Origin of the sequence: Variovorax paradoxus, assembly GCF_022009635.1 — a bacterium.
Classification (GTDB): Bacteria; Pseudomonadota; Gammaproteobacteria; order Burkholderiales; family Burkholderiaceae_C; genus Variovorax.
This window is the reverse complement of sequence record NZ_CP091716.1, coordinates 4524233-4550090: the sequence shown is the minus strand read 5'-3', so window position 1 is coordinate 4550090 and position 25858 is coordinate 4524233. Positions and strand designations below refer to the sequence as shown.

Here is a 25858-nt window from a genome sequence, read left to right as displayed (position 1 = left end):
CTTTGACCAGCGTCAAACAGGCCTACGAGGCGGAACTCGCAGCGCGCGGGTTCCACAGCGATCCCGCGCAACTGCACGCCGTGGAGGCGCTGGATCGCTGCGCCAACGAGTGGGCCGAGTACAAGGCCCAGCGCTCGAATGCGCTGAAGAAGTTCATCAACCGGCCGGAGCTTCCGCGCGGCGTCTACATGTACGGTGGCGTCGGGCGGGGCAAGAGCTTCCTGATGGACCTCTTCTTCAACGCCGTGCCGCTGCGGCGCAAGACGCGTCTGCATTTCCACGAATTCATGCGTGAAGTGCACCGCGAACTGCGCGAGCTGCAAGGCACCGTCAATCCGCTCGACGAACTGGGCTTGCGCATTTCCAAGCGCTACAAGCTGATCTGCTTCGACGAGTTCCATGTGGCGGACATCACCGACGCGATGATTCTTCATCGGCTGCTGGTGTCGCTGTTCGAGAACGGCGTGGGCTTCGTCACCACCTCGAACTTCAAGCCCGACGATCTTTACCCCGGCGGGTTGCATCGCGACCGCATCCTGCCCGCCATTGCGCTCCTGAACGAGAAGCTCGAAGTGCTCAGCGTCGACAACGGCACCGACTACCGGCGCCGCACGCTGGAGCAGCTGCGCATGTATCTCACGCCCAACGACGCGGCGGCCGAGAAGGAAATGCGCAAGGCCTTCGACAAGCTGGCCGAGGTGGCGGACGAAAACCCGGTGCTGCATATCGAGTCGCGCGAGATCCGCGCGCGGCGCAAGGCCGGCGGCGTGGTCTGGTTCGACTTCAAGACGCTGTGCGGCGGTCCGCGCTCCCAGAACGACTATCTGGAAATCGCGAGCCAGTTTCACACCGTGCTGCTGTCCGACGTGCCGCACATGCCCGTGCGCATGGCTTCCGAAGCACGCCGTTTCACCTGGCTGGTCGACGTCTTGTACGACCGGCGCTGCAAGCTCATCATGTCGGCTGAGGTTCCGCCCGAGGCGTTGTACACCGAGGGTCCGCTGGCGCACGAATTCCCGCGCACGGTCTCCCGGCTCACTGAAATGCAGTCGAGCGAGTTTCTTTCCCTGGAACGCCGCATCGTCGACACCCGACTCACATGAAAAAATTCGCTCTTGTCCTGCTGATGTCGTTGGCCAGCCTGCCTCTGTGGGCGCAGTCCAATGCCGCTTCGGGCACCGTCGACCTCGAAGCCGAGAAGCGCAGGCTTTCGTCCGAGCGCGAGGCCATGGAAAAGCGCTTCCTGGAAGAGCGGACCGCCTGCTACAAGAAATTCGCGGTCGAAGACTGCCTGAGCGAGAGCCGTACCCGGCGCCGGGTCGAGTCCGACAGCATCAAGCGCCAGGAAACCGCGATCAACGACATCCAGCGCCAGCGCAGCGGCGCGGCCGAGCTGCAGAAGCTCGACCAGAAGGCCGCCACCCCACGCGAGCAGGACACGCGCGAGAAGCAGGAACAGTCGATCCAGAACCAGAAAGACCGCGAGCAGCGCGCAGCCGATCACGCGGCCAGCCGTGCCTCCACGGCCGCCAGCGACGCCGAGCGCGAGCGCGCATTCCAGTCGAAGCAGCAGGCGCATGCCGACGAGCAGGCCAAGACGGCCCAGCAGCGTACCGAAGCGCCCGCAAACGTGCAGCGCTTCCAGGACAAGCAGAAGAGGGCGGCCGAGCACAAGGCCAGCGTCGAGCGGCAGAATGCGTCGCGCGACAAGCCGCGTGGTGCGCCGCTGCCGGCGCCTCCTCCCCCGCCGGGCACTCCGGCTCCGGCCTCGGCCGCACCCTGATCGATCGATAGGGCGCTGCCGCTGCGAAGGGCGCGCTCAGTCAGGCGGCTGCCGGGAGCGCGTCGAGCTTCAGGACCGCAATGGAAATGTTGTCGCCGGTGCCGCGCGCCCGGCGTCGTGCTTCGCCCACCAGGATTTCGACCGCGTCGCGTGGTGGCTGGGCGTACAGAACGCTCGCCATTTCCTCGGGCGTGAAGTAGTGCCAGAGCCCGTCGCTGCATGCCATCAGCAGGTCGCCGGACCGCATCTTCGGGATGTAGTGCGGGTCGATGGGCGGCGGTGTCGTGGTCATGCCCAGGCAGCCCAGCAGGATGTTGCCCTGCGGGTGGATATTGGCCTCCGCTTCGCTGATCTGGCCGCGGTCGATCAGCGCCTGCACGTACGAGTGGTCGCGCGTGCGCTTGACCAGCTGTCCGTCGTGGAAATGATAGATGCGCGAGTCGCCGGCATGGATCCAGGCGCAGTCGCCCTTGGGGTTCAGCAGGAAGGCCGCCAGCGTGCTGTGGGGCTCCTGTTCGCTGGAGATGGCGGTGAGCTTGATGACCGTGTGCGAGTCTTCCAGCATCTGCCTCAGCAGGACTTCGGGGTCGTCGCGGCCCGGCGCGTAGCGCGCGAAGAGCTGGCGCGCGGTCATCAGGACCTGGTCGGACGCCTTGCGCCCGCCGCTGCGCCCGCCCATGCCGTCGGCAACGACGCCCAGCACGCAGCCGGGCACCCGCGGATGACTCATCATCAAGACCTGGTCTTGTTGGTACGGGCGGTCTCCCTTGTGGAGTCCGGTGGCCGCTGCTAGTCGAAAGCCTTGGGTCATGAGGCATATGCGCGCAAGCGCGTGGTTCTGTCTGCTCGGGGATTCGTGTCAGGACGTATTATCGAATGAACACGCGACGCGCCAACTCTGCGTTCGCTCCCCACCGTTGGACTCCAATCTTCATTCCCTTTCCCGGCAGCTGATCGAGCTGCGCATCGAGCATGCCGATCTCGACGCCACCATCGACCGGCTGGCCGAAGGCTCGCCGCAAGACGAGCTGCTGCTGCGGCGCCTGAAAAAGCGCCGCCTCGCATTGCGCGACCAGATCGCGCGCCTCGAAAACGTGCTCGACCCGAGAGAGCCGGCGTGACGGGCGCACTCGAAGACAAGGTGCGCGACGCTTTCGCGCAAGATGGCGCGCTGTCGCGTGCCGCCGAGCAATTCCGCGAACGCTCGGGCCAGACCGAAATGGCCATGGCCGTGGCCCGCACCATCGACCAGGGCGGCGTGCTCGTGGTCGAGGCCGGCACCGGCGTGGGCAAGACCTTCTCGTACCTCGTGCCGGCCTTGCTGAGCGGCGAGCGCGTGCTGCTGTCGACCGCCACCAAGACGCTGCAGGACCAGCTCTTCGGCCGCGATCTGCCGCGGCTGGTCGAAGCCTTCGGCCTGCCGGTGCGCACCGCGCTGCTCAAGGGGCGCGGCAGCTACCTGTGCCTGCACCGGCTCGACACCGCGCGCCACGACGCCTCGCTGCCCGAGCGCGGCAGTCTGCGCACGCTCGCCAAGATCGAGCAATGGTCTAAAGCCACGCGCACCGGCGACCTGGCCGAGCTGCCGGGGCTGGACGAACGCTCGCCGCTGATACCGCTGATCACCTCCACCCGCGAGAACTGCCTGGGCGCGCAGTGCCCGCAGTTCAAGGCCTGCCACGTCAACCTGGCACGGCGTGAAGCCTTGGCGGCCGACATCGTCGTCATCAACCATCACCTGTTCTTTGCCGACCTTGCGGTGCGCGAGACCGGCATGGCGGAATTGCTGCCCACCGTGAGCGTCGTGGTGTTCGACGAGGCGCATCAGCTCAATGAAACCGGCGTGCAGTTCCTGGGCGCGCAGCTCGGGAGCGGGCAGGCGCTGGATTTCGCGCGCGACATGCTGGGCTCGGGCCTGCAGCACGCGCGCGGGCTGGTCGACTGGCAGCAGCTGGTTTCCGGTGTCGAGCGCACCGCGCGCGAGCTGCGGCTGGTGGTCGGCAAGCAGTGGCCGGGCGCCAAGCTGCGCTGGCTGGGGCCCGCGCCGGAAGGCATCGACCCCGACGCCTGGCAGAGCGCGCTCGACGACCTGCAGCACTCGTTCGAGCAGGCGGCCGAGGGGCTGGCCACCGTCAGCGAGATTTCCCCTGACTTCGTGCGGCTGCACGAGCGGGCACGCCAGCTAGCCAAGCGCACCGCACGCTTCGCGCTGCCTTGCGAGGTCGATTCGGTGCGCTGGGTTGATGTCGGCTCGCAGCTGCGACTGATCGAGTCGCCGCTGGACATCGCCGATGCGATGCGCAAGCGGGTGCTCAAGATCGTCGACGAAGCGGGTGCCGATGCGGACGATGACGGGGACGACAGCGACGACGAACTCGATGCCTATGGCGAACGGTCGGCACGTGAGGCGCCGGTGCAGGAAGACGGCGGACGGGCCTGGGTCTTTACCTCGGCCACGCTGGGCGACGAGCCCACGCTGCGTTGGTTCACCGAGCCCTGTGGTCTGCACGATGCCGAAGTACTGCGGGTGCAGAGCCCGTTCGACTACGCATCGCAGGCCGCGCTGTACGTGCCTCGCGCGTTCCCCAAGCCCAATGATCCCTCCCACAGCCAGCGGGTCGCCCAACTGGCTGCACGCGGCGCTGCCGAGCTCGGTGGCCGCACGCTGGTGCTGACGACCACGCTGCGCGCCTTGCGCACCATTGGCGATGCCATCAAGCAGCAGTTCGAACTGCTGGAGACCGAAGCGCGGCCCGAGGTGCTGGTGCAGGGCGAACTGCCCAAGCGGGTGCTGATGGACCGTTTCCGCGAAGGGGCGAGCGCCGGGCGCGCAGGCTGCGTGCTGGTGGCATCGGCTTCGTTCTGGGAGGGCTTCGATGCGCCGGGCGATGCGCTGCAACTGGTGGTGATCGACAAGCTGCCGTTCCCGCCGCCCAACGATCCCTTGGTCGAGGCGCGCTCGCAGCGGCTCGAGGCGCAGGGGCGCAGTTCGTTTGCTGACTATTCGTTGCCCGAGGCGGCCGTCGCGCTCAAGCAGGGGGCGGGGCGGCTGATCCGGCGGGAAACCGACAGCGGCGTGCTGGCGATCTGCGACACCCGCCTGGTCGCCATGGGCTATGGACGCCGCCTGCTGGCGGCGCTTCCGCCGATGCGGCGGCTCGAAAACGAAGCGGATTTCGACGCCGCGCTGGACGCGCTCAAGAACTAGCCAGAGCGCGCCTGCTGCTGTTCAGCAGGGCTGGCTGGCCTTACCAGACCTTCCACCAGGGGTCGTCCTTGCCCTTGAAGCCGTTGGCAAGGTAGGTGCTCTGGGGGTAGTTGGTGGTCAGCACGCGCTGGGCGTCGTCGCGCAGGTCTTTCATGCCGAGCGCGTCGTACGACTTCACCATGATGTACAGGGCTTCCTCGAGCGCCGGCACTTCGCGGTAGTCGGACAGGGCGATCTGGGCCCGGTTGATGGCTGCCAGGTAGGCGCCGCGCGAGTAGTAGTAGCGGGCCACATGAACTTCGTACTGCGCGAGCGAGTTCACGATGTAGTTCATGCGCTGGCGCGAGTCAGGGGCGTAGCGCGACTCGGGGAAGCGGGTCACGAGGTCCTTGAACGACTCGAACGACTCCTTGGCCGCCTTCTGGTCGCGCTCGGACAGGTCCTGGCGCGTGAGGAACGCGAACATGCCTAGGTCGTCGTTGAAGTTGATCACGCCCTTCAGGTAGAGCGCATAGTCGAGCGCGGGGCTCGCGGGATGCAGCTTCATGAAGCGGTCGATGGTGGCGATGGCGCTGGCCTTTTCGCCCGACTTGTACTGGGCGTAGGCTTTTTCCAGCTGGGCCTGCTGCGCGAGCGGCGTGCCGGCGGCGCGGCCTTCTAGCTTCTCGTAGAGCGGCACGGCCTTGTCGTAGGCCCCCGATCCGGCCTCGTCCTTGGCTTCCGCGTAGATCTTGTTGGGGCTCCAGTTCGCGGTCTTGTCGACGGAGGTCGACGAGCAGCCGGCTGCGAGCAGGGCCACCGCGCTGAGCGCGATCCAGGTGGGGACCGATAATTTGGCGCGAAACATCACATACGGCTTTCGTGAAACAGTTACCCTCAATTATATCGACCGACCCTTTGGGCAATACCCCCGAGCATCTGGAGGCGGCCGAACACGAGGAAGGCGCCGACCCGGCCGAGGCCAGCGAGCTGCGGCCCTTCATCATCGATTCGGCGCAGCACGGCCAGCGGCTCGACCGCGCGCTGGCCGCGCTGGTGCCCGAATTTTCCCGCAGTTACCTCCAGCAACTCATCGAGGCCGGCGCCGTGGAGCTGCAGGGGCGTACTGTCACCAAGGTCTCGGCCGGCGTCAAGGCGGGGCAGGCAGGGCGCATCGAACTGCGGCCCACGCCCCAGAGCCAGGCTTTCCGGCCCGAGACGATGGACCTCGTCACCGTGTACGAGGACGAGCACCTGCGCATCGTCGACAAGCCCGCCGGGCTGGTCGTGCATCCGGCGCCCGGGCATTGGAGCGGCACGCTGCTCAACGGACTGCTGGCGCTCGATCCGAAGGCCGCGCTGCTGCCGCGCGCCGGCATCGTGCACCGGCTCGATCGCGACACCAGCGGGCTGATGGTGGTGGCCCGCACGCGGGCGACCATGGACGCGATGGTCGCGCTGATCGCCGCGCGCGAGGTCAAGCGGCAGTACCTGGCAATCGGGCACAAGCCCTGGGTCGGCGCGGCGGCCCGGCAGGTCGATGCGCCCATCGGGCGGGATCCGCGCAATCGGCTGCGCATGGCCGTGGTCGACCTGGAGCGTCATGCGGGCAAGACCGCGCGCACGCTGATCGAGCGGCTCGACAGCCATTCCGAAGGCTGCGTGGTGCGTTGCACCCTCGAAACCGGCCGCACCCATCAGATCCGCGTGCACATGGCGTCGATCGGGCATCCGTTGGTGGGAGACGCGCTTTATGGCGGCGCGCCGGCCGTCGGCCTGTCGCGCCAGGCGCTGCATGCGTTCCGGCTGGCCTTCGTGCATCCCGTCACGCAAGAGCCCATGGAGTTCCGATCGCCGCCGCCGCCGGACCTCATTCAGGCTTTGCAGTCCTGGGGGCTGGTTTACAATCGCGCCTGACGGCCCGAGGGCCGCGCCGGCCATCCGATGCCGGCCTTGCGTTGCATTCGCCGCGTGCCGGCAACGCCTACTCCTTTCATCCTTGTGAGCCAGCGTCTACCCAGGCGCCTTTTCCCGGATAACGCGAACCATGAATACGGCGGATGCCAAGCGCATTCTCGAAACCGCCTTGATCTGTTCGAGCCAGCCGCTGCCGGTGCGCGACATGCGCGTGCTGTTCGACGACGAGCTGGGCGTGGACACCATCAAGGTGCTGTTGCTTGAATTGCAGGAAGACTGGGCGCAGCGCGGCCTGGAGCTTGTGAGCGTCGGCAGCGGCTGGCGTTTTCAGAGCCGGCCCGAGATGCGCGACCATCTCGACCGCCTGCATCCCGAGAAGCCGCCGCGCTACACGCGCGCAGCCCTTGAGACGCTGGCCATCATCGCGTACCGCCAGCCGGCCACGCGCGGCGACATGGAAGACATCCGCGGCGTGACGATCAACTCGTTGATCCTCAAGCAGCTCGAAGACCGCGGCTGGGTCGAGGTGATCGGCCACCGCGAAACGGTCGGCCGGCCGGCGCTGTTCGCGACGACGCGGCAGTTCCTGGACGACCTTGGCCTGGCGTCGCTCGACCAGCTTCCGCTGATCGAGACGCCTGCGCAGCAGGCCGCCCTGGTCGACGCGCTCGAGCAGGCTTCAGGTGGTCAACAAGGGTTGCCGATGGATGCCGAGGAGGAGGCCAAGGCGCCCGTGTCGGCAGAGGTGGCGCTGGAGGCCGTGGAAGTGGTGGAAGCCGTGGAGGCCGCGCAGGCGCAAGTCGCCGAAAACGCAGCCGCCGCCGAAGAATTCGAGGCGCCTGCGGCCGCCGAACCCGAGCCCGAGGCCGAACCAGCCGCCGAGTCCTCGGAAGAGCCCGAGCCCGTTCCAGCACCAGAGCCGGAACAACAAGAACCCGACGTCCCGTCCGATGACGAGGTCGATCCCCAAGCAGTTTCTCCCGGAAAAACCACATGAGCCCATCCGACACCGACGACGCGGCAATGCTGCCGGCCGAGCCCGAAGTCAAGAAGAAGAAAAGGGCGGCTGCGCCCAAGAAGGCCGCGGTCGCCGCTGCCGAGTCGGTTGCGCCGGAGGCTGTGTCCGAAGTGTCCGCTGCGCCGGCTGAGGCCGAAGCGCCCAAGAAGCCGCGCGCGCCTCGCAAGAAGAAAGTCGTGGAGCCGGCGGAGCAGCCTGTGTCCGAAGAGGTTCTGCAGCCCGTGGCTGACGCTGCGCCCGTGGCCGAAGTGGTGGAGGCGCCCGAGCCGGTGACTGCTGTCGCTGTCGACGCGCCGGAAGCTGTTGCCACCGAACCCGAGCCAGCCGAGCCGGCTCGCGATTACAGCGAAGAACAAGACGAAGACGAGGAAGAGGAAGAGCCTGACGAGGAAGAGGACGACCTCGACCGCGCCCGTCGCGCCGCCGAGCGCGAACAGCGCAATGCGCTGCCGCCCGAGCCGATCCGCTTCGCCGACGTCATTTCCGGCCAGTTCGACGCCGACGAGGAAAGCCCCGAGGTGCCGCCGCTCAAGCGCGTGCTGCTGCCCGAGGCCGACTCGCCCAAGCTGCACAAGGTGCTGGCGCAGGCGGGCCTGGGTTCGCGGCTCGAAATGGAGCAGCTGATTCTCCAGGGGCGCATTTCCGTCAACAACGAGCCGGCCCACATCGGTCAGCGCATCCAGTACGGCGATCAGGTCAAGATCAATGGCAAGCCGATCCGCTACCGCATCGCGCCGCCGCCGCCGCGCGTCATCGCCTACCACAAGCCCACCGGCGAAGTGGTCACGCATGACGACCCGCAGAACCGGCCCACCGTGTTCCGCAAGCTGCCGCGCCTGCAGCAGGGCAAGTGGCAATCGGTCGGCCGGCTCGACCTGAACACCGAAGGCCTGCTGCTGTTCAGCAGCTCCGGCGATCTGGCCAACCAGCTGATGCACCCGCGCTTCGGCCTGGAGCGCGAGTACGCGGTGCGCGTGCTGGGCGCGCTCACCAGCGAAGAAAAGCAGAAGCTGCTCGACGGGGTGCGCCTGGACGACGGCATGGCCCAGTTCGGCACCATCGAAGACGGCGGCGGCGAAGGCTCGAACTGCTGGTATCGCGTGACGATTTCCGAAGGCCGCAACCGCGAGGTGCGCCGCCTGTTCGAGTCGGTCGGCCATGCGGTCAGCCGGCTGATCCGCATCCGCTACGGCGCGATGGTGTTGCCGCGCGGCCTGAAGCGCGGCGCCTGGATGGAGCTCGACGAGCGCGACATCCGTGCGCTGTTCCAGGCTTCCGGCGGCGCTGCTGCTCGCCCCGGCCCGCAGCAGCGCGGCCCCGGTCAGGACGGTGGCGGCAATGGTCGCAACGGACGCAACAAGAAGCGCCGCGGCAACCGCAACGGCGGTGGCCAGGGTGGTGGCCAGCCGCGCGAGATGCGCGACGACGGCGGCCGTGGCGAGGCGCCGATCCCGAATCCGCTGGGCGACGGCCGTCCGCCGCGCGGCGACCGCGGCCCACGCCCCAATCGGGGTGGTGGCAACGGTGGCAACGGTGGTCAGCCGCAAGGCCAGGGGCGTCGCGGCAAGGGCGGCGGCAATCGCCAGGGTGACGACCGTCAGCCCAGCGGTGCCAACCAGCCCGATCCGATGAAGACCTCGCTCGGCTACATCGGCGCCGACAGCTTCTCGCGCCAGCGCAAGGAGCAGCGCGGAGGCCCCGGCCGCCGTGGCGGCGGAGGCGGTGGTGGAAGCGGCTTCGGCAACTCGGGCGGCGGACGTCGCCGCGGTCGCTGAAAGCCTCCCGCAGGAGCGCGGCCTTTCGCGGGGTTTTCATGAGCCCCGGGGGCTGCGCCGGTTAAAATCAGAGGCTTTGTCGGCATACGGCGCAACAAACTCGTTGCAGTTGTGACAAAACTCTTCAAAATCAAAGCTCAGGAAGCATTTCAATGGCTATCGAACGTACCCTTTCCATCATCAAGCCCGACGCAGTCGCCAAGAACGTCATCGGCAAGATCGTTTCCCGCTTTGAAGCCGCCGGCCTCAAGGTCGTCGCCGCCAAGCTGGTGCACCTGTCGCGCAACGAAGCCGAGCAGTTCTACGCCGTGCACAAGGAACGTCCCTTCTTCAAGGACCTGGTCGAGTTCATGATCTCGGGCCCCGTGTTCGTGCAGGCGCTCGAAGGCGAAAACGCCATCGCCAAGAACCGCGACCTGATGGGCGCCACCGACCCGAAGAAGGCAGCCGCCGGCACCATCCGCGCCGACTTCGCCGACAGCATCGACGCCAACGCAGTGCACGGCTCGGACGCTCCCGAAACCGCAGCGAACGAAGTCGCGTTCTTCTTCGCCGGCCTCAACGTCTACGCACGCTGAAGTCGTATCTCGACCGATTCCATGACCACGGCCAATCTGCTCGAATTCGATCTCGAGGGGTTGGCCGCGTTCTGCGAAAAACTCGGCGAGAAAAAATTCCGCGCCACGCAGCTGTTCCGCTGGATTCACCAGCGTGGCGCCAGCGACTTCACCCAGATGACCGATCTGGCCAAGTCGCTTCGCGAGAAGCTCGCGACCACCGCGCGCGTCGAGGCCTTGCCGGTCCTCACGCAGCACGAATCCAAGGACGGCACGATCAAGTGGCTGTTCGACGTCGGCGACGGCAATGCCGTCGAAGCCGTATTCATTCCCGAGGACGATCGCGGCACCCTGTGCGTGTCGTCCCAGGCCGGCTGTGCGGTCGGATGCCGCTTTTGCTCGACCGGGCATCAGGGCTTCAGCCGCAACCTCACCACGGGCGAAATCGTCGCCCAGCTGTGGTTTGCCGAACATTTCCTGCGCAAGCATCTCAAGCGCGACGAGCGTGTCATCTCCAACGTGGTGATGATGGGCATGGGCGAGCCGCTGCAGAACTATTCCGCGCTGGTGCCCGCGTTGCGCACCATGCTCGACGACAACGCCTACGGCTTGTCGCGCCGTCGCGTGACGGTGTCGACTTCCGGCGTGGTGCCCATGATCGACCGCCTGGGCACCGATTGCGCGGTGGCCATGGCGGTGTCGCTGCACGCGCCGAACGACGCGCTGCGCGATGACCTCGTTCCGCTCAACCGCAAGTACCCGATCGCCGAGTTGCTCGAGGCCTGCAAGCGCTACCTGGCGCACGCGCCGCGCGACTTCATCACCTTCGAGTACTGCATGCTCGACGGCGTCAACGACCAGCCGGAGCATGCGCGCCAGTTGATCGAGCTCGTGCGCACGAGCGGCGTGTCGTGCAAGTTCAACCTGATTCCGTTCAATCCGTTTCCAGCCTCGGGCCTGCTGCGCTCGCCGCAGCCGCGCGTGCTGGCATTCGCGAAGATGCTGAGCGAAGCGGGCCTGGTGACCACCGTGCGCAAGACGCGCGGCGACGACATCGACGCCGCCTGCGGCCAGCTCGCCGGCGACGTCAAGGACCGCACCCGTGCGGCCGAGCGCATGGCCCAGCGCCGTGCAGCCGAGCGCCCCATTGTTTTGCACCCGGTCCGCAAGACCCTTCCCCAGGAGCACTGAAGCAATGAGCATGGCCTTTCCGATGACGACCGCTAGCGCGCAGCGAATGCTGGCCGCGAGTTTTGCCGGCGTCGCCGTGACGTTTTTGCTCGCCGGTTGCGTCAGCACGCGCACCACCACCACGAGCCTGGCCGACACCAGTTCGGGCAAGGGCGTGGACATCGTCACCGAGTCCGACGAAAGCTCCCGCCAGCGCCGCGCGCGCCTGCGCATGGAGCTGGCCTCGGGCTACTTCGAGCAGGGCCAAACCAACGTCGCGCTCGACGAGATCAAGCAGGCGCTCGCCGCCGACCCGAACAATTCGGACGCGTACAACCTGCGCGGCCTGGTCTACATGCGGCTCGACGACGCCGGCATGGCCGAAGACAGTTTTCGCCGCGCCATTGCCATCAATCCGCGCGACCCCAACACGCGCCACAACTACGGTTGGCTGCTGTGCCAGCAGAACCGCTACGGCGATGCGGCAACGCAGTTCAACGAGGCGCTCGCCGTGCCCAGCTACGCCGACCGTGCCAAGACGCTCATGACGCGTGGCGTCTGCGAGCTCAAGGCGGGCCAGCGCGCGCAGGCCGAGCGCACCCTTCAGCAGGCCTACGAGATCGACGCCAGCAACCCGGTGGTCGGTTTCAACCTGGCCCTGGTGCTCGCGCAGCGCGAAGAATGGTCGCGTGCGCAGTTCTACATTCGCCGCGTCAACAACAGCCCTTCGGCCAGCGCCGAAACGCTGTGGCTCGGCATCAAGATCGAACGAAAGCTCAACAACCGCGAGGCATTGGCGCAGTTGGGAGGTCAACTGCAACGACGCTTCCCCCAGTCGCGGGAGGCATCAGCGTACGAGCGCGGGAATTTCAATGATTGATCGGGTTTCGGAGTTCGGCACTTCCGCGGCGCAGCCGCTCGAAGAAGGCGACATCACGCACAAGACCGCAGGCGACTTGCTTCGCGAGGCGCGCGAGGCGCATGGCCTGCACATCGAAATGGTGGCGGCGGCGCTCAAGGTGCCCCCGCAGAAACTGCTGGCGCTCGAGGCCGACGACATCGCTTCGTTGCCCGATCCGGTATTTGCGCGTGCGCTCGCCAGCAGCGTCTGCCGCGCCTTGCGCATCGATCCCGCGCCCGTGCTCGCCAAGCTGCCGACCACGCAGAAGGTGTCGCTGGCCGCGGCCGACCGCACGCTCAAGACCAACATCTCGTCGGGCACGCCGCGCTGGGCCGGCAACGGCCGCTCCAGCGGCGGCCTGCCATCGCGCGCGCTGCTGACCGTCGTGGTGCTGCTGCTGATCGGCGCGGGCGCGCTGTTCTGGCTGCCGCAGTCGGTCTTCGATCAGCTCGGTGCCTCGGTCTCGCGTCTGACGGCGCATGGCTCGGCCGACACCCCGGCAACGAACGATGCGTCCGCGGGAACGCCGGGCGGTTCGGGCGTCGTCGCCGAGACCGTGCCGGCTCAGGCGGTAGCGCCAAGCGGTTCGGTGGGAGCGGCTGTAGAGACGCCTGTTGCTGCCAATCCAGCCAATGCAACGACGCCGGTCGCAACGGCACCCGCCGCCGTCGCGCCTGCAGCTTCCGCCGCGAGCAGCCAGCAGCTCGTTTTCGTGGCACGTGAAGAGTGCTGGATCACCGTGACCGAAGCCGGCGGCAAGCAGCTGCTGCGTCGCAGCCTGCAGGCCGGCGAGACCGTCGGCCTGTCGGGCGCGCTGCCGCTGTCCGTGGTCGTGGGCCGTGCGTCGAGCGTCGACGTGCAGGTGCGCGGCAAGCCTTTCGACCTGAAGCCGGTCACCAAGAGCGGTGGCGTGGCGCGTTTCGAGGTGACGTCATGAGCGATTGCCTTCTTCCCATCGAATCGGCGGCGCCCAAGGCGCGCCGCTCGCGCCAGGCCAGCGTGGTCTGGGGCCCGCGTGTGGTCACGGTGGGGGGCGACGCGCCGGTGCGCGTGCAGTCGATGACCAACACCGACACCGTCGATGCCATCGGCACCGCGATCCAGGTCAAGGAGCTTGCGCTGGCCGGTTCGGAGATGGTGCGCATCACCGTCAACACGCCCGAAGCCGCCGCGCAGGTGCCCTACATCCGCGAGCAGCTCGACCGCATGGGCGTCGACGTGCCGCTGATCGGCGACTTCCATTACAACGGCCACCGGCTGCTCACCGACTATCCGGCCTGTGCCGAAGCGCTGAGCAAGTACCGCATCAACCCCGGCAACGTGGGCAAGGGCGACAAGAAGGACAAGCAGTTCGGCCAGATGATCGACGCCGCGATGCGCTGGAACAAGCCGGTGCGCATCGGCGTGAACTGGGGCAGCCTCGACCAGGAACTGCTCGCCAGCCTGATGGACACCAACAGCCAACGCGCCCAGCCCTGGGATGCCAAGCAGGTGATGTACGAGGCGCTGATCACGTCGGCCATCGAGTCCGCCAAGCTGGCCGAGTCGATGGGCATGGCCGGCAACCAGGTCATCCTGTCGTGCAAGGTGAGCGGCGTGCAAGACCTGATCTCGGTCTACCGCGAGCTGGCCCGGCGCTGCGAGTATCCGCTGCACCTGGGCCTGACCGAGGCCGGCATGGGTACCAAGGGCACGGTGGCTTCGGCCACGGCGCTGTCGATCCTGCTGCAGGAGGGCATCGGCGACACCATTCGCGTGTCGCTCACGCCGCAGCCGGGCGAGTCGCGCACGCAGGAAGTGCTGATCGCCAACGAGATCCTGCAGGCGCTTGGCCTGCGCGTGTTCGTGCCGAGCGTCACCGCCTGCCCGGGCTGTGGCCGCACCACGAGCACCACCTTCCAGGAACTGGCCAAGCAGATCGACGACTACCTGCGCATGCAGATGCCGGTCTGGCGCAAGAAGTATCCCGGCGTGGAAACGCTGAAGGTGGCCGTCATGGGCTGCATCGTCAACGGCCCAGGCGAAAGCAAGCATGCCGACATCGGCATCAGCCTGCCTGGCACCGGCGAGGCGCCCGCGGCGCCGGTCTTCATCGACGGCGAAAAGGCGCTTACGCTGCGCGGCGACAATATCGCCAACGAGTTCCACCAGCTCGTAGAAACCTATATCGAAAAGCGCTTCGGCGGCGAACACGCCGTCGCTGCCTGACACCTCCGCAGGATCCATGGCTGATAAATTGAATGCCGTCAAAGGCATGAACGACATATTGCCGCCCGAATCGGCGCGCTGGGAGTGGCTCGAGGCCACCGTGCGCGACCTGATGGGGCGGTTTGCGTACCGCAACGTCCGCACGCCGATCCTGGAACGCACGGCACTCTTCGTGCGCGGTATCGGCGAAGTGACCGACATCGTCGAGAAGGAGATGTACTCCTTCGAGGACCGCGCCGACAAGCACGGCAAGTTCGAGCACCTGACCATGCGCCCGGAGAACACCGCCGGCCTGGTGCGCGCGGTGATCGAGCACAACATGCTGTACGAAGGGCCCAAGCGCCTCTGGTACACCGGCCCGATGTTCCGCCGCGAGAACGTGCAGCGCGGGCGTTTCCGCCAGTTCCACCAGATCGGGGCCGAAGCGCTGGGCTTTGCAGGCCCGGACGTCGATGCCGAGCTGATCCTGCTGGCGAACGCACTCTGGAAGGCCATCGGCCTGACCGATGTTCGCCTCGAGCTCAACAGCCTGGGACAGCCTGCCGAACGCGCGTTGCACCGCACCGAACTCATCGCGCACTTCGAGAAGCACGCTGACAAGCTCGACGAAGATGGCAAGCGCCGCTTGCACAGCAACCCGCTGCGCATTCTCGACACCAAGAATCCGGCAATGAAGGACGTGGTCGAGTCGGCACCTAAGCTGATCGACTTTCTCGGTGCCGAATCGCTCGCGCACTTCGAGGGGCTGCAAGCCATCCTCAAGGCCAACGACATTGCATTCACGATCAATCCGCGCCTCGTGCGCGGGCTGGATTACTACAACCTCTCGGTCTTCGAATTCGTGACCGACCGCCTGGGTTCGCAAGGCACGGTGTGTGCCGGTGGGCGTTATGACGACCTGATCGCGCAGATCGGCGGCAAGCCCGCGCCGGCCGTGGGTTGGGCCATGGGCGTGGAGCGCGTGCTCGACCTGCTCAAGGAGCAAGGTGCCGAAGTGCCGGCGCCAGTGCCCGACGCCTATGCCATCGTGCCCGATGCAGCGTCCATGCCGGTCGCGCTGCGTACGCTGCAGCAGCTGCGCGAAAGCGGCGTGCGCGTGCAGATGCATGCGGCAACCGTCGACGGCCTCAGCGGCTTCAAGGCGCAGATGAAGAAGGCGGATGCCAGCGGCGCAACCTACGCCCTAATCTTCGGCGCCGATGAACTCGCACGCGGCGAGGTGACTCTCAAGGCGTTGCGCGACGGAAGCGGCGCGCAAACTTCCCGAGCACTTGCTGAAGCCCCCATCTGGGCCGCCACCCTACAATCGCCGGCTCCCAACACCTGACACGCATGGCAACCCATCTCGACCTCGAAGAACAGGAACAGCTCGACCAGCTCAAGCATTTCTGGAATACCTACGGCACCCTGATCACCTGGGCCGTCCTGCTTGTCGCCGGTGCCTTCGTGGCCTGGAACGGCTGGCAATACTTCCAGCGCAACAAGGCTGTCCAGGCCGCCGCGCTCTACGACGAGGTCGAGCGCAGCACGCAGTCCGGCGACGTCGAACGCATCCAGCGCGTGCTGGGCGACATGAAGGAGCGCTTCGCCAACACCGCCTATGCACAGCAGGCCGGCCTGCTGGTCGCCAAGACGCTGTTCGAGAAGGGCAATGCCGAAGGCTCGCGCGCAGCACTGGAGTGGGTTGCACAGAACGCCGTCGACCCTGGCTACAAGGCCGTTGCCAAGCTGCGCCTCGCGGGCGAGCTGCTCGACAGCAAGTCGTACGACGATGCACTCAAGCAGCTCGACGGCAGCGTCCCCAAGGAATTCGAACCGCTGGTGGCCGATCGCAAGGGCGACATCTACCTGGCCCAGGGCAAGCGCGACGAAGCGCAAGCCGAGTACCGCAAGGCCTGGACCGGTCTTGGCGCGACTTCCGACTACCGTCGTCTGGTCGAGATCAAGCTGAACGCGGTCGGTGTCGACCCGAAGAGCCTGGCCCCGGTCGTTACCGTCACTCCCGCAGCCCCCAAAACTCCCTGACCGCATCATGAATTTCAAGCGTCTCATGCCTGAATCGACCGCCCTGCGTGCGGGATCAGCCCTTGTTTTGGTCGCTTTCCTGGCCGCCTGTTCGGGTACCAGCAAGCCGAAGCCCGAAGAGCTGCCCGCCAATCCGGCCCTGATGGGTGTGCGCCAGGCCTGGAAGGTGCAGGTGCCTGAGGTCAAGTTCCCGCTCACGGCCGCCATCAACGGCGACATCGTCACCGTCGCGGGCAGCGACGGCACGGTGGTGGCCATCGATGCCCGCGCCGGCCGTGAAACCTGGCGCGCGAGCGCCGGTACGCCATTGGCGGCCGGCGTCGGCAGCGACGGTTCGCTGGCGGCCGTCGTCACCACCGGCAACGAACTGGTGGCCCTCGAGAACGGCAAGGTGCTGTGGAAGCAGAAGCTGTCCGCGCAAGCCTTTACAGCACCGCTGGTCGCTGGTCGCCGCGTGTTCGTGCAGACCGCCGACCGCAGCGTGAGCGCCTGGGACGGCCAGAGCGGCCGCCGCCTGTGGATCCAGCAGCGCGCGGGTGAAAACCTGGTGCTGCGCAAGTCGGGCGTGCTGATTGCCGTGGGCGACACGCTGGTGGCCGGCCTCGGCGGCCGTCTGGTCGGCATCAACCCGGGCAACGGCACCTCCCGCTGGGAAGCCCCCATCGCCGCGCCGCGCGGCACCAACGACGTGGAACGCCTGGTCGACCTGACCGGCAGCGTGAGCCGCGTGGGCGACTCGGTGTGCGCACGGGCCTACTACGCCAGCGTCGGCTGCGTCGATACCGCGCGCGGCACGCTGGCCTGGAGCAAGCCGGCCTCGGGCGCCGACGGCGTGAGCGGCGACGACCGCTTTGTCTACGGCACCGAGTCCGACGGCAGCGTCATCGCTTGGCGCCGCGGCGACGGCGAACGTGCCTGGCAGATGAGCCGCCTCAAGAACCGTGAACTGACTTCGCCGCTGGCCGTGGGCCGCTCGCTGATCATCGGCGAGAGCACCGGCACGCTGCATTTCGTGTCGCGCGAAGACGGCGCGCTGCTCAATCGTGTCACGCCCGATGGCTCCGCCATCACCGTTGCGCCGGTGCTCGTCGGCAACACGGTCGTGGTCGTGACTGCCAAGGGTGGTGTGTTTGGATATCGCCCTGAATAATCTTTTCTCGCAAGGCCCGACCATGAAAACCGCGCCATCGAAAGGCCGGCCATGAAGCCGGTCGTGGCCCTGGTCGGGCGTCCCAACGTCGGCAAGTCGACGCTGTTCAATCGCCTGACACAGACGCGCGACGCCATCGTCGCCGATTTCGCCGGCCTCACGCGCGACCGCCACTATGGCAACGGTCGCCTGGGCAAGCACGAGTTCATCGTGATCGACACCGGCGGCTTCGAGCCCGATGCCGGCAGCGGCATCTACAAGGAAATGGCCAAGCAGACACGGCAAGCCGTGGCCGAGGCCGACGTGGTGATCTTCGTCGTCGATGCCCGCGAGGGCCTGTCGGCGCAGGACCATGACATCGCCAATGAACTGCGCCGTCTCGGCAAGCCCTGCGTGCTCGCGGCCAACAAGGCCGAAGGCATGCACGACGGCACCAAGCTCGTCGACTTCTACGAACTCGGGTTCGGTGACGTGCACGGCGTTTCCGCGGCGCACGGGCAAGGCATGCGCGACCTGGTCGAGCTTGCGCTCGAGCCGCTGAACCTGCCCGACCCGGACGACGAATCCGAGGAAGACGAAGCCAACAAGCCGATCAAGCTGGCAGTGGCGGGGCGCCCCAATGTGGGCAAGTCGACGCTGATCAACACTTGGCTCGGCGAAGAGCGCCTGGTGGCATTCGACATGCCGGGCACCACGCGCGACGCGATCTCGGTGCCCTTCGAGCGCAACGGCCAGCGTTTCGAGCTGATCGACACGGCCGGCCTGCGCCGCAAGGGCAGGGTGTTCGAGGCGATCGAGAAGTTCTCGGTGGTCAAGACGCTGCAGGCCATCGAGTCGGCCAACGTGGTGCTGCTGCTGCTCGACGCCACGCAGGGCGTGACCGACCAGGACGCGCACATCGCGGGCTACATCCTCGAAAGCGGCCGCGCTGTGGTGATCGCCATCAACAAATGGGATGCAGTCGACAGCTACCAGCGCGAACAGATTCAGCGGCAGATCGAAACCCGGCTGCCTTTCCTGAAGTTTGCTGCGCTGCATTTCATCTCGGCCATTAAGCGCCAGGGCCTGGGCCCGGTGTGGCAGGCGATTGCGCAGGCCCACAAGTCGGCCACGCGCAAGATGTCCACGCCGGTGCTGACCCGGTTGCTGCTGGAGGCGGTGCAGTTCCAGGCGCCCAAGCGCGGCGGCATGTACCGGCCCAAGCTGCGCTATGCGCACCAGGGCGGCATGAATCCGCCGGTGATCGTGATTCACGGCAATTCGCTCGAGCATGTGACCGATGCTTACAAGCGCTTCCTCGAGGGGCGTTTCCGCAAGGAATTCGATCTGGTGGGTACCCCCTTGCGGATCGAATTCAAGAGCTCTCACAATCCTTTTGCGGACAAGGACGATTGAGTCCATTGGCTGCCGATGGCGGCCAATGACTTGAGGCTGGAGCGGAAGTTCCGTCTTTTGAGAACCGTTATTTTCTCAAGGCTTTTGACTCAGGTTGCTGCAGCGCGGAAACCCTGTGTTAAGGTCATCTCTCCAACAACTACTCTTGAACACGGAGAATATCGTGAGCAATAAAGGGCAACTTCTGCAAGACCCGTTTCTGAATACCCTGCGTCGCGAGCATGTGCCGGTTTCCATTTATTTGGTGAACGGTATCAAGCTGCAGGGGCAGATCGAGTCTTTTGACCAATACGTCGTGCTGCTCCGCAACACAGTGACGCAAATGGTCTACAAGCACGCCATTTCCACCATCGTGCCGGGTCGTGCCGTCAATTTCTCGGCTGCCGAGAACGACGACGCCGCAGCCTGATAGCGCGGAGCGCGGCGGCCTCGGTCGTCGCGCTTTTTCCCAATTCTGATCCCGCTTGTCTGAACAGATCCCCCGCCAGGAAGGCGCCGCCGTTCTCGTCGGCGTCGATTTCGGGCTGCCCCATTTCGACAGCGAACTCGAGGAACTCGGCCTGCTTGCGCAGACTGCCGGCCTCACGCCCGTCGCCCGTCTCTCGTGCAAGCGCAAGGCCCCCGACGCGGCCTTGTTCGTCGGTAGCGGCAAGGCCGAAGAAATCAAGGAACTGGCCGCCCTCCACAGGGCGAGCGAAGTCATCTTCGACCAGGCCCTGAGCCCCGCCCAGCAGCGCAACCTGGAGCGCCAGCTCGACGTTGCGGTGTATGACCGCACTTTCCTCATTCTCGAAATCTTCGCGCAGCGCGCCCGCTCGCACGAAGGCAAGCTTCAGGTAGAACTCGCTCGCCTGCAGTACCTCAGCACCCGGTTGGTCCGGCGCTGGTCTCACCTGGAGCGCCAGACCGGCGGTGCGGGTGTGCGCGGCGGCCCGGGCGAAAAGCAGATCGAGCTCGACCGACGGATGATCAACGAGTCGATCAAGCGCACCCGCGAGCGCCTGGCCAAGGTGCAGAAGCAGCGTGGCACGCAGCGCCGCCAGCGCGAGCGGCGCGACACCTTCAACATCTCGCTTGTCGGCTATACCAACGCCGGCAAGTCGTCGCTGTTCAATGCGCTGGTCAAGGCCCGCGCCTATGCGGCGGACCAGTTGTTCGCCACGCTCGACACCACCACGCGCAACCTTTACCTGGGAGACGCGCGGCGCCAGGTGTCGATTTCCGACACCGTGGGCTTCATCCGCGACCTGCCGCACGGCCTGGTCGACGCGTTCAAGGCGACGCTGCAGGAGGCGGTCGACGCCGACCTGCTGCTGCACGTCATCGACGCCTCCAACCCCCATTACCCCGAGCAGATGGCCGAGGTGCAGACCGTGCTGCGCGAGATCGGCGCCGACACCGTTGCGCAGCTTCTGGTCTTCAACAAGCTCGACGCCCTTGAAAGCGCTCAGCATCCGCTGCATCTGCAGGACGAGATGGAAATCGACGGCGTGCAGGTCCCCCGCATCTTCCTGAGCGCCAAGAGCGGCGAGGGCGTGCCGTTGCTGCGCGCCGAGCTCGCCCGGCAATCGGGCTCCGTAGCCGATACGATGTCCCCTGAGGCAGACGCTGAATTGCACGATGCCGCCGATTGATTGGGCACAATCCCGCCACTGACAAGAGAACGAAGCGAATGAATTCAAAGCCAGCGCGGAGAGGGTTTCTGGGCATGTTCAATCTGAACGACGGCCGATGGGGTCGCGGCGACGAGCCGTCCTCCAACGGCGATCGCCCGGCCGGCAACCGCCCCCCCGATGCCAATCCCCCAGGTGCACCGACACCCCCGCCTTCGGGCAACAACAGCAATAACAACGACCGTCCCCGCGGCCAGGGCCCCAACCAGGGCCCGCCCGACCTCGACGAACTCTGGCGCGACCTCAATCGCAAGCTCGGAGGCTTCTTCGGCGGTGGCAAGGGCGGCGGCAACCGTCCCAGCGGCGGCAACAGCAACGGTGGCGGCAACGGCTACCGCCCCGACATGAAAAACGCAGGATTCGGCCTCGGCCTGGTGGCTGCCGTGGCCGTGCTCATCTGGCTCGGCACCGGCTTCTTCATCGTGAACGAAGGCCAGCAGGCGGTCGTGACGCAATTCGGCCGCTACAAGACGACCGTCGGCGCCGGCTTCAACTGGCGCCTGCCGTACCCCATCCAGCGCCACGAAGTGGTGGTGGTCACGCAGATCCGTTCCACCGACGTGGGCCGCGACGCCATCGTGCGCTCCACGGGCCTGCGCGAATCGGCCATGCTGACCGAAGACGAAAACATCGTCGAAATCAAGTTCGCGGTGCAATACCGCCTGAGCGATGCGCGCGCCTGGCTCTACGAGAGCAAGTCGCCCGCCGAGACCGTCGTGCAGGTGGCCGAGACCTCGGTGCGCGAGGTGGTCGGCAAGATGAAGATGGACGCCGCGCTGGCCGAAGAGCGCGACCAGATCGCACCGCGCGTGCGCACGCTGATGCAGACCATCCTCGACCGCTACAAGGTCGGTGTCGAAGTGGTCGGCATCAATCTGCAGCAAGGCGGCGTGCGTCCGCCCGAGCAGGTGCAGGCTGCGTTCGACGACGTGCTCAAGGCCGGCCAGGAGCGCGAACGCGCCAAGAACGAAGCCCAGGCCTACGCCAACAACGTGGTGCCGCTCGCTACCGGTACGGCTTCGCGCCTGAAGGAAGAGTCCGAAGCCTACAAGGCGCGGATCGTGGCGCAGGCCCAGGGTGATGCCGGCCGCTTCGCCTCGGTGCTGGCCGAGTACCAGAAGGCGCCGCAGGTGACGCGCGACCGCATGTACACCGACGCCATGCAGCAGATCTACGCCAGCACGACCAAGGTGCTGGTCGACAGCAAGCAGGGCTCCAACCTGCTGTACCTGCCGCTCGACAAGCTCATGCAGCAAAGCGGCAACAGCGCGACGCCCACGCCGGTCGACGCGGCCAGCCCCAGCGTCGCCGGCACCGCGCCGGCCCAGTCCTCGGTGATCCCGGTGGCGCCCGTGACGGGCGACGTGCGAGCCCGCGACGGCCGCTCGCGCGACCGCGACGTGCGTTGAAAAAGGACTAGAAGAACATGAACAGAATCGGATTCATCGCATCGTCGATCCTCGTCTTGCTCGTGCTGCTGAGCTCGACCCTCTTCGTGGTCGACCAGCGCCAGTTCGGCGTGGTCTATGCCCTCGGCCAGATCAAGCAGGTCATTACCGAGCCGGGCCTGAACTTCAAGCTGCCGCCGCCGTTCCAGAACGTGTCGTACATCGACAAGCGGCTGCTGACGCTCTCCAGCATCGACACCGAGCCCATGCTCACGGCTGAAAAGCAGCGCGTGGTGATCGACTGGTACGTGCGCTGGCGCATCAGCGACCCGCAGGCCTACATCCGCAACGTTGGCCTCGACGAGAACGCCGGCGCGATGCAGCTCAACCGCGTGGTGCGCAATGCGTTCCAGGAAAACATCAACAAGCGAACCGTGCGCGACCTGATCTCGGTGCGCCGCGAGGCCCTGATGGCCGACGTGCAGCGCGAAGTGCTGTCGGTGGTGAAGGGCGCCAAGCCCTGGGGCGTCGACGTGGTCGACGTGCGCATCACCCGTGTCGACTACGTGGAGGCCATCACCGAATCGGTTTATCGCCGCATGGAAGCCGAGCGCAAGCGCGTGGCCAACGAACTGCGCTCGACCGGTACGGCCGAAGGCGAAAAGATCCGCGCGGACGCCGACCGCCAGCGCGAAGTGATCGTTGCCAACGCATACCGCGACGCGCAGAAGATCAAGGGTGAGGGCGATGCCCAGGCCGCCGCCGCCTACAGCGAGGCCTTCGGCCGCGACCCGCAGTTCGCCCAGTTCTACCGCAGCCTCGAGGCCTACAAGCAGAGCTTCAACAAGAAGAGCGACGTGCTGGTGCTCGATCCGTCGTCGGACTTCTTCCGCGCCATGCAGAGCTCGGGCTCGACCACCAGCGCCCCTCGTCGTTGATTCTTCGTCAGGAGCCGTGAGCGCCGACACTTTCTGGAGCGCATTGGCGCTCGTCCTGGTGATCGAAGGCATCCTGCCGTTCGTGTCGCCGGGAGGGTGGCGGCGCGGCTTCGGGCAGCTCATGCAGCTGCGCGACGGCCAGCTTCGTTTCTTCGGACTTTGTAGCATCCTGCTGGGTTTGGCACTCCTTTGGATCTTGGGGTAGCGCGGTCCCGGTAGAATCCCGGTTTAACCACGCCCCCGATCCCCATGTCCGCTTGGGTCCTTCCGGATCACATTGCCGATGTGCTGCCTTCCGAGGCGCGCCACATCGAAGAACTTCGACGCCAGCTGCTCGATACCGCCCGTGGCTACGGCTACGAGCTGGTGATGCCGCCGCTGCTCGAGCACCTGGAGTCGCTGCTTTCCGGCACCGGCGAGGCGCTCGACCTCCAAACCTTCAAGCTCGTCGACCAGCTCTCCGGCCGCAGCATGGGCCTTCGTGCCGACACCACCCCCCAGGTGGCGCGCATCGATGCCCACCTGCTGAACCGCGACGGCGTGGCCCGCCTGTGCTACTGCGGCCCGGTGCTCCACACCCGCCCGGACCGGCCGCACGCCACCCGTGAGCCGCTGCAGTTCGGCGCCGAGATCTACGGCCACGCCGGCCTCGAGGCCGACACCGAAACCCTGCTGCTGGCGCTCGATTGCCTCGACGCCGCCGGCCTGCGCGAAGGCGTGATCGTCGACCTGGCCGACGCCCGCATCGTGCGCGCACTGTTCGCCGGCGTGCCGGTCGACGCCGCGGTGCTCGCCCGGGTTCATGCCGCGCTGGCCGCCAAGGATGCCAGCGAGCTTGCCTCGCTCACCAAGGATTTCCCGGCCGCTTCGCGCGACGGGCTGCGCGCCCTGATCGGGCTCTATGGCGACGCCGCCGTGCTCGACGAGGCCGCCAAGGCGCTCAAGGACACGCCCGGGGTGGGCGCGGCCCTGGCCGACCTCAAGCAGCTCGCCGCCGGCCTGGGCGGCGTTGCCGGCCGCCAGATCAGTTTCGACCTGGCCGACCTGCGCGGTTATGCCTACTACAGCGGCATGCGGTTCGGCATCTACGTGCCCGGCGCAGCCGATTCGCTGGTGCGTGGCGGCCGCTACGACGAGGTGGGGGCCGTGTTCGGCCGTAACCGCCCGGCCGTCGGCTTCAGCCTCGACGTGCGCGAACTGGTCGGCGTGCTGCCGGCCCGCCCGCTGCGCGCCGCCATCCGCGCGCCCTGGAGCGACGCGGCCGGGCTGCGTCAGGCGATTGCCCAATTGCGCAAGTCCGGTGAAACGGTAGTCTGCGTGCTGCCGGGCCATGGCAGCGAAATCGATGAATTCCACTGCGACCGCGAGCTCGTCGAGCAAGCAGGCCAGTGGAGTGTCCGAACGATCTGAATTTTTGAAGTAATGGAACGAGCATGAGCGTAACCACCGGAAGAAACGTGGTCGTCGTCGGCACCCAATGGGGCGACGAAGGCAAAGGCAAGCTGGTCGACTGGCTGACGGAAAGCGCCCAGGGCGTGGTCCGCTTCCAGGGCGGCCACAACGCGGGCCACACGCTGGTCATCAACGGCGTGAAAACCGCGTTGCACCTGATCCCGAGCGGCATCATGCGGCCCGGCGTCAAGTGCTACATCGGCAACGGCGTGGTGCTGTCGGCCGCCAAGCTGTTCGAGGAAATCGAAGGGCTGGAGAAGGCCGGTGTCGAAGTGCGTTCGCGCCTGCGCATCAGCGAGGCCTGCCCGCTGATCCTGCCGTTCCACGCCGCGCTGGACATCGCGCGCGAGGCCTACCGCGAAAAGGGCGGCATCGAGAAGATCGGCACCACCGGCCGCGGCATCGGCCCGGCGTATGAAGACAAGATCGCCCGCCGTGCGCTGCGCGTGCAGGACCTGAAGCACCCCGAGCGCTTCGCGGCCAAGCTGCGCGTGCTGCTCGACCTGCACAACCACGTGCTGACGCAGGTGCTGAGTGCCCCGGCCATCGACTACGACGAAGTCTTCGACGAAGCGATGAAGCACGCCGAGCTGCTCAAGCCCATGATGGCCGACGTCTCGCGCGAACTGAACGACGCGCACAAGAACGGCGCCAACCTGCTGTTCGAAGGCGCGCAGGGCACGCTGCTGGACGTGGACCACGGCACCTACCCGTACGTCACCTCCAGCAACTGCGTGGCAGGCAATGCCGCCGCCGGTTCGGGCGTGGGCCCGGGCATGCTGCACTACATCCTCGGCATCACCAAGGCCTACTGCACGCGCGTCGGCGGCGGTCCGTTCCCCACCGAACTCGACTGGGCCACGCCCGGCACCCCGGGCTACCACATGAGCACCGTGGGCGCCGAAAAGGGCGTGACCACCGGCCGCAGCCGCCGTTGCGGCTGGTTCGACGCCGCGCTGCTCAAGCGCTCGGCGCAAGTCAACGGCCTGTCGGGCCTGTGCATCACCAAGCTCGACGTGCTGGACGGCCTCGAGAAGCTCGAGCTGTGCACAGGCTACGAACTCGACGGCGAAGTCACCGACATCCTGCCGATGGGCGCCGACGAGATCGAGCGCTGCACGCCCATCTACGAAACCCTCGAAGGCTGGAGCGAAAGCACCGTGGGCGTCACGCAGTACGACAAGCTGCCGATCAATGCGCGGCTGTACCTGCAGCGCATCGAGCAGGTCACTGGCGTGCCGATCCACATGGTGTCGACCAGCCCCGACCGTGACCACACGATCATGATGCGCCACCCCTACCTGGCCGACTGAAAGCAGAG

Annotated in this window: 25 protein-coding genes; 23 read left to right on the top strand and 2 right to left on the bottom strand. The window is 66.6% G+C overall.

The window, feature by feature from the left end:
* Nucleotides 1-2: 2 nt before the first annotated feature.
* Nucleotides 3-1103: a cell division protein ZapE gene (gene zapE / locus L3V85_RS21135; protein WP_237674668.1), complete on the top strand. Its 1101-nt coding sequence runs from the start codon at nt 3-5 to the stop codon at nt 1101-1103.
* A complete protein-coding gene (locus L3V85_RS21130) occupies nt 1100-1783 on the top strand; it encodes a hypothetical protein (protein WP_237674667.1) in 684 nt (227 codons plus the stop codon). The genes zapE and L3V85_RS21130 overlap by 4 nt, the downstream gene beginning before the upstream one ends.
* A 40-nt stretch (nt 1784-1823) precedes the next feature.
* Here L3V85_RS21130 and L3V85_RS21125 read toward each other — a convergent pair whose 3' ends face one another.
* On the bottom strand, nt 1824-2594 hold the full coding sequence (locus tag L3V85_RS21125; protein WP_237674666.1) for a PP2C family protein-serine/threonine phosphatase: 771 nt from the start codon (nt 2592-2594) through the stop codon (nt 1824-1826).
* A 106-nt stretch (nt 2595-2700) separates the two neighbouring features.
* On the opposite strand from L3V85_RS21125, the gene L3V85_RS21120 reads away from it, so the two are divergent.
* Nucleotides 2701-2904 carry a YdcH family protein gene (locus L3V85_RS21120; RefSeq protein WP_198087701.1) on the top strand — a complete coding sequence of 68 codons (204 nt, stop codon included), beginning with the start codon at nt 2701-2703 and terminating at the stop codon, nt 2902-2904.
* The gene (locus L3V85_RS21115) at nt 2901-4991 is read left to right on the top strand and encodes an ATP-dependent DNA helicase (protein WP_237674665.1); all 2091 of its coding nucleotides are present in this window, start codon (nt 2901-2903) and stop codon (nt 4989-4991) included. The genes L3V85_RS21120 and L3V85_RS21115 overlap by 4 nt, the downstream gene beginning before the upstream one ends.
* 40 nt (nt 4992-5031) lie before the next feature.
* Here the strand turns inward: L3V85_RS21115 and L3V85_RS21110 are convergent, their stop codons facing one another.
* Complete coding sequence (locus tag L3V85_RS21110; RefSeq protein ID WP_237680617.1) at nt 5032-5838, bottom strand: outer membrane protein assembly factor BamD; 807 nt, start codon at nt 5836-5838, stop codon at nt 5032-5034.
* A gap of 50 nt (nt 5839-5888) precedes the next feature.
* Between L3V85_RS21110 and L3V85_RS21105 the strand changes: the two genes are divergently transcribed.
* From L3V85_RS21105 to L3V85_RS21015, 19 genes are all read left to right on the top strand, one after another.
* Complete coding sequence (locus L3V85_RS21105) at nt 5889-6887, top strand: RluA family pseudouridine synthase (protein ID WP_237674664.1); 999 nt, start codon at nt 5889-5891, stop codon at nt 6885-6887.
* A gap of 130 nt (nt 6888-7017) precedes the next feature.
* Nucleotides 7018-7884, top strand: coding sequence for an SMC-Scp complex subunit ScpB (gene scpB, locus L3V85_RS21100; protein ID WP_237674663.1), 867 nt, complete (start codon nt 7018-7020; stop codon nt 7882-7884).
* On the top strand, nt 7881-9680 hold the full coding sequence (locus tag L3V85_RS21095) for a pseudouridine synthase (protein ID WP_237674662.1): 1800 nt from the start codon (nt 7881-7883) through the stop codon (nt 9678-9680). The genes scpB and L3V85_RS21095 overlap by 4 nt, the downstream gene beginning before the upstream one ends.
* A 152-nt stretch (nt 9681-9832) precedes the next feature.
* Complete coding sequence (ndk, locus tag L3V85_RS21090) at nt 9833-10258, top strand: nucleoside-diphosphate kinase (RefSeq protein ID WP_237674661.1); 426 nt, start codon at nt 9833-9835, stop codon at nt 10256-10258.
* 21 nt (nt 10259-10279) lie between these two features.
* Nucleotides 10280-11428, top strand: a complete 1149-nt coding sequence (gene rlmN / locus L3V85_RS21085) for a 23S rRNA (adenine(2503)-C(2))-methyltransferase RlmN (RefSeq protein WP_237674660.1) — start codon at nt 10280-10282, stop codon at nt 11426-11428.
* A gap of 4 nt (nt 11429-11432) precedes the next feature.
* Entirely contained in the window at nt 11433-12287 is an 855-nt protein-coding gene (gene pilW / locus L3V85_RS21080; RefSeq protein ID WP_237674659.1) for a type IV pilus biogenesis/stability protein PilW, read from the top strand.
* Nucleotides 12280-13245: a RodZ domain-containing protein gene (locus L3V85_RS21075; protein ID WP_237674658.1), complete on the top strand. Its 966-nt coding sequence runs from the start codon at nt 12280-12282 to the stop codon at nt 13243-13245. The genes pilW and L3V85_RS21075 overlap by 8 nt, the downstream gene beginning before the upstream one ends.
* Nucleotides 13242-14516 (top strand): flavodoxin-dependent (E)-4-hydroxy-3-methylbut-2-enyl-diphosphate synthase, encoded by a 1275-nt coding sequence (gene ispG, locus L3V85_RS21070; RefSeq protein WP_237674657.1) that lies wholly within the window; start codon nt 13242-13244, stop codon nt 14514-14516. The genes L3V85_RS21075 and ispG overlap by 4 nt, the downstream gene beginning before the upstream one ends.
* 16 nt (nt 14517-14532) lie before the next feature.
* Nucleotides 14533-15843 (top strand): histidine--tRNA ligase, encoded by a 1311-nt coding sequence (hisS, locus tag L3V85_RS21065; protein ID WP_237674656.1) that lies wholly within the window; start codon nt 14533-14535, stop codon nt 15841-15843.
* Between the two features lie 5 nt (nt 15844-15848).
* Nucleotides 15849-16541, top strand: coding sequence for a YfgM family protein (locus L3V85_RS21060; protein WP_237674655.1), 693 nt, complete (start codon nt 15849-15851; stop codon nt 16539-16541).
* A 7-nt stretch (nt 16542-16548) separates the two neighbouring features.
* Entirely contained in the window at nt 16549-17691 is a 1143-nt protein-coding gene (gene bamB, locus L3V85_RS21055) for an outer membrane protein assembly factor BamB (protein WP_237674654.1), read from the top strand.
* Nucleotides 17692-17742: 51 nt separating this feature from the next.
* Nucleotides 17743-19086 carry a ribosome biogenesis GTPase Der gene (gene der / locus L3V85_RS21050; RefSeq protein ID WP_237674653.1) on the top strand — a complete coding sequence of 448 codons (1344 nt, stop codon included), beginning with the start codon at nt 17743-17745 and terminating at the stop codon, nt 19084-19086.
* Between the two features lie 163 nt (nt 19087-19249).
* Nucleotides 19250-19495: an RNA chaperone Hfq gene (gene hfq / locus L3V85_RS21045; RefSeq protein ID WP_012747311.1), complete on the top strand. Its 246-nt coding sequence runs from the start codon at nt 19250-19252 to the stop codon at nt 19493-19495.
* A 55-nt stretch (nt 19496-19550) separates the two neighbouring features.
* On the top strand, nt 19551-20720 hold the full coding sequence (gene hflX, locus L3V85_RS21040) for a GTPase HflX (protein WP_237674652.1): 1170 nt from the start codon (nt 19551-19553) through the stop codon (nt 20718-20720).
* A gap of 74 nt (nt 20721-20794) precedes the next feature.
* Nucleotides 20795-22168, top strand: coding sequence for an FtsH protease activity modulator HflK (gene hflK, locus L3V85_RS21035; protein ID WP_237674651.1), 1374 nt, complete (start codon nt 20795-20797; stop codon nt 22166-22168).
* A gap of 17 nt (nt 22169-22185) precedes the next feature.
* Nucleotides 22186-23085, top strand: a complete 900-nt coding sequence (gene hflC / locus L3V85_RS21030) for a protease modulator HflC (RefSeq protein ID WP_237674650.1) — start codon at nt 22186-22188, stop codon at nt 23083-23085.
* A gap of 16 nt (nt 23086-23101) precedes the next feature.
* Nucleotides 23102-23290, top strand: coding sequence for a DUF2065 domain-containing protein (locus L3V85_RS21025; protein WP_093123048.1), 189 nt, complete (start codon nt 23102-23104; stop codon nt 23288-23290).
* A 44-nt stretch (nt 23291-23334) separates the two neighbouring features.
* Nucleotides 23335-24495 (top strand): ATP phosphoribosyltransferase regulatory subunit, encoded by a 1161-nt coding sequence (locus L3V85_RS21020; RefSeq protein WP_237674649.1) that lies wholly within the window; start codon nt 23335-23337, stop codon nt 24493-24495.
* Between the two features lie 23 nt (nt 24496-24518).
* Entirely contained in the window at nt 24519-25850 is a 1332-nt protein-coding gene (locus L3V85_RS21015) for an adenylosuccinate synthase (protein ID WP_237674648.1), read from the top strand.
* Nucleotides 25851-25858: the final 8 nt, after the last annotated feature.

Coding starts and splice junctions, on each gene's coding strand:
- L3V85_RS21130 (WP_237674667.1), top strand. CDS start 1,100: ATGAAAAAATTCGCTCTTGTCCTGCTGATGTCGTTGGCCAGCCTGCCT.
- L3V85_RS21125 (WP_237674666.1), bottom strand. CDS start 2,594: ATGACCCAAGGCTTTCGACTAGCAGCGGCCACCGGACTCCACAAGGGA.
- L3V85_RS21110 (WP_237680617.1), bottom strand. CDS start 5,838: ATGTTTCGCGCCAAATTATCGGTCCCCACCTGGATCGCGCTCAGCGCG.
- scpB (WP_237674663.1), top strand. CDS start 7,018: ATGAATACGGCGGATGCCAAGCGCATTCTCGAAACCGCCTTGATCTGT.
- L3V85_RS21095 (WP_237674662.1), top strand. CDS start 7,881: ATGAGCCCATCCGACACCGACGACGCGGCAATGCTGCCGGCCGAGCCC.
- ndk (WP_237674661.1), top strand. CDS start 9,833: ATGGCTATCGAACGTACCCTTTCCATCATCAAGCCCGACGCAGTCGCC.
- rlmN (WP_237674660.1), top strand. CDS start 10,280: ATGACCACGGCCAATCTGCTCGAATTCGATCTCGAGGGGTTGGCCGCG.
- pilW (WP_237674659.1), top strand. CDS start 11,433: ATGAGCATGGCCTTTCCGATGACGACCGCTAGCGCGCAGCGAATGCTG.
- L3V85_RS21075 (WP_237674658.1), top strand. CDS start 12,280: ATGATTGATCGGGTTTCGGAGTTCGGCACTTCCGCGGCGCAGCCGCTC.
- ispG (WP_237674657.1), top strand. CDS start 13,242: ATGAGCGATTGCCTTCTTCCCATCGAATCGGCGGCGCCCAAGGCGCGC.
- hisS (WP_237674656.1), top strand. CDS start 14,533: ATGGCTGATAAATTGAATGCCGTCAAAGGCATGAACGACATATTGCCG.
- L3V85_RS21060 (WP_237674655.1), top strand. CDS start 15,849: ATGGCAACCCATCTCGACCTCGAAGAACAGGAACAGCTCGACCAGCTC.
- bamB (WP_237674654.1), top strand. CDS start 16,549: ATGAATTTCAAGCGTCTCATGCCTGAATCGACCGCCCTGCGTGCGGGA.
- der (WP_237674653.1), top strand. CDS start 17,743: ATGAAGCCGGTCGTGGCCCTGGTCGGGCGTCCCAACGTCGGCAAGTCG.
- hflK (WP_237674651.1), top strand. CDS start 20,795: ATGTTCAATCTGAACGACGGCCGATGGGGTCGCGGCGACGAGCCGTCC.
- hflC (WP_237674650.1), top strand. CDS start 22,186: ATGAACAGAATCGGATTCATCGCATCGTCGATCCTCGTCTTGCTCGTG.
- L3V85_RS21020 (WP_237674649.1), top strand. CDS start 23,335: ATGTCCGCTTGGGTCCTTCCGGATCACATTGCCGATGTGCTGCCTTCC.
- L3V85_RS21015 (WP_237674648.1), top strand. CDS start 24,519: ATGAGCGTAACCACCGGAAGAAACGTGGTCGTCGTCGGCACCCAATGG.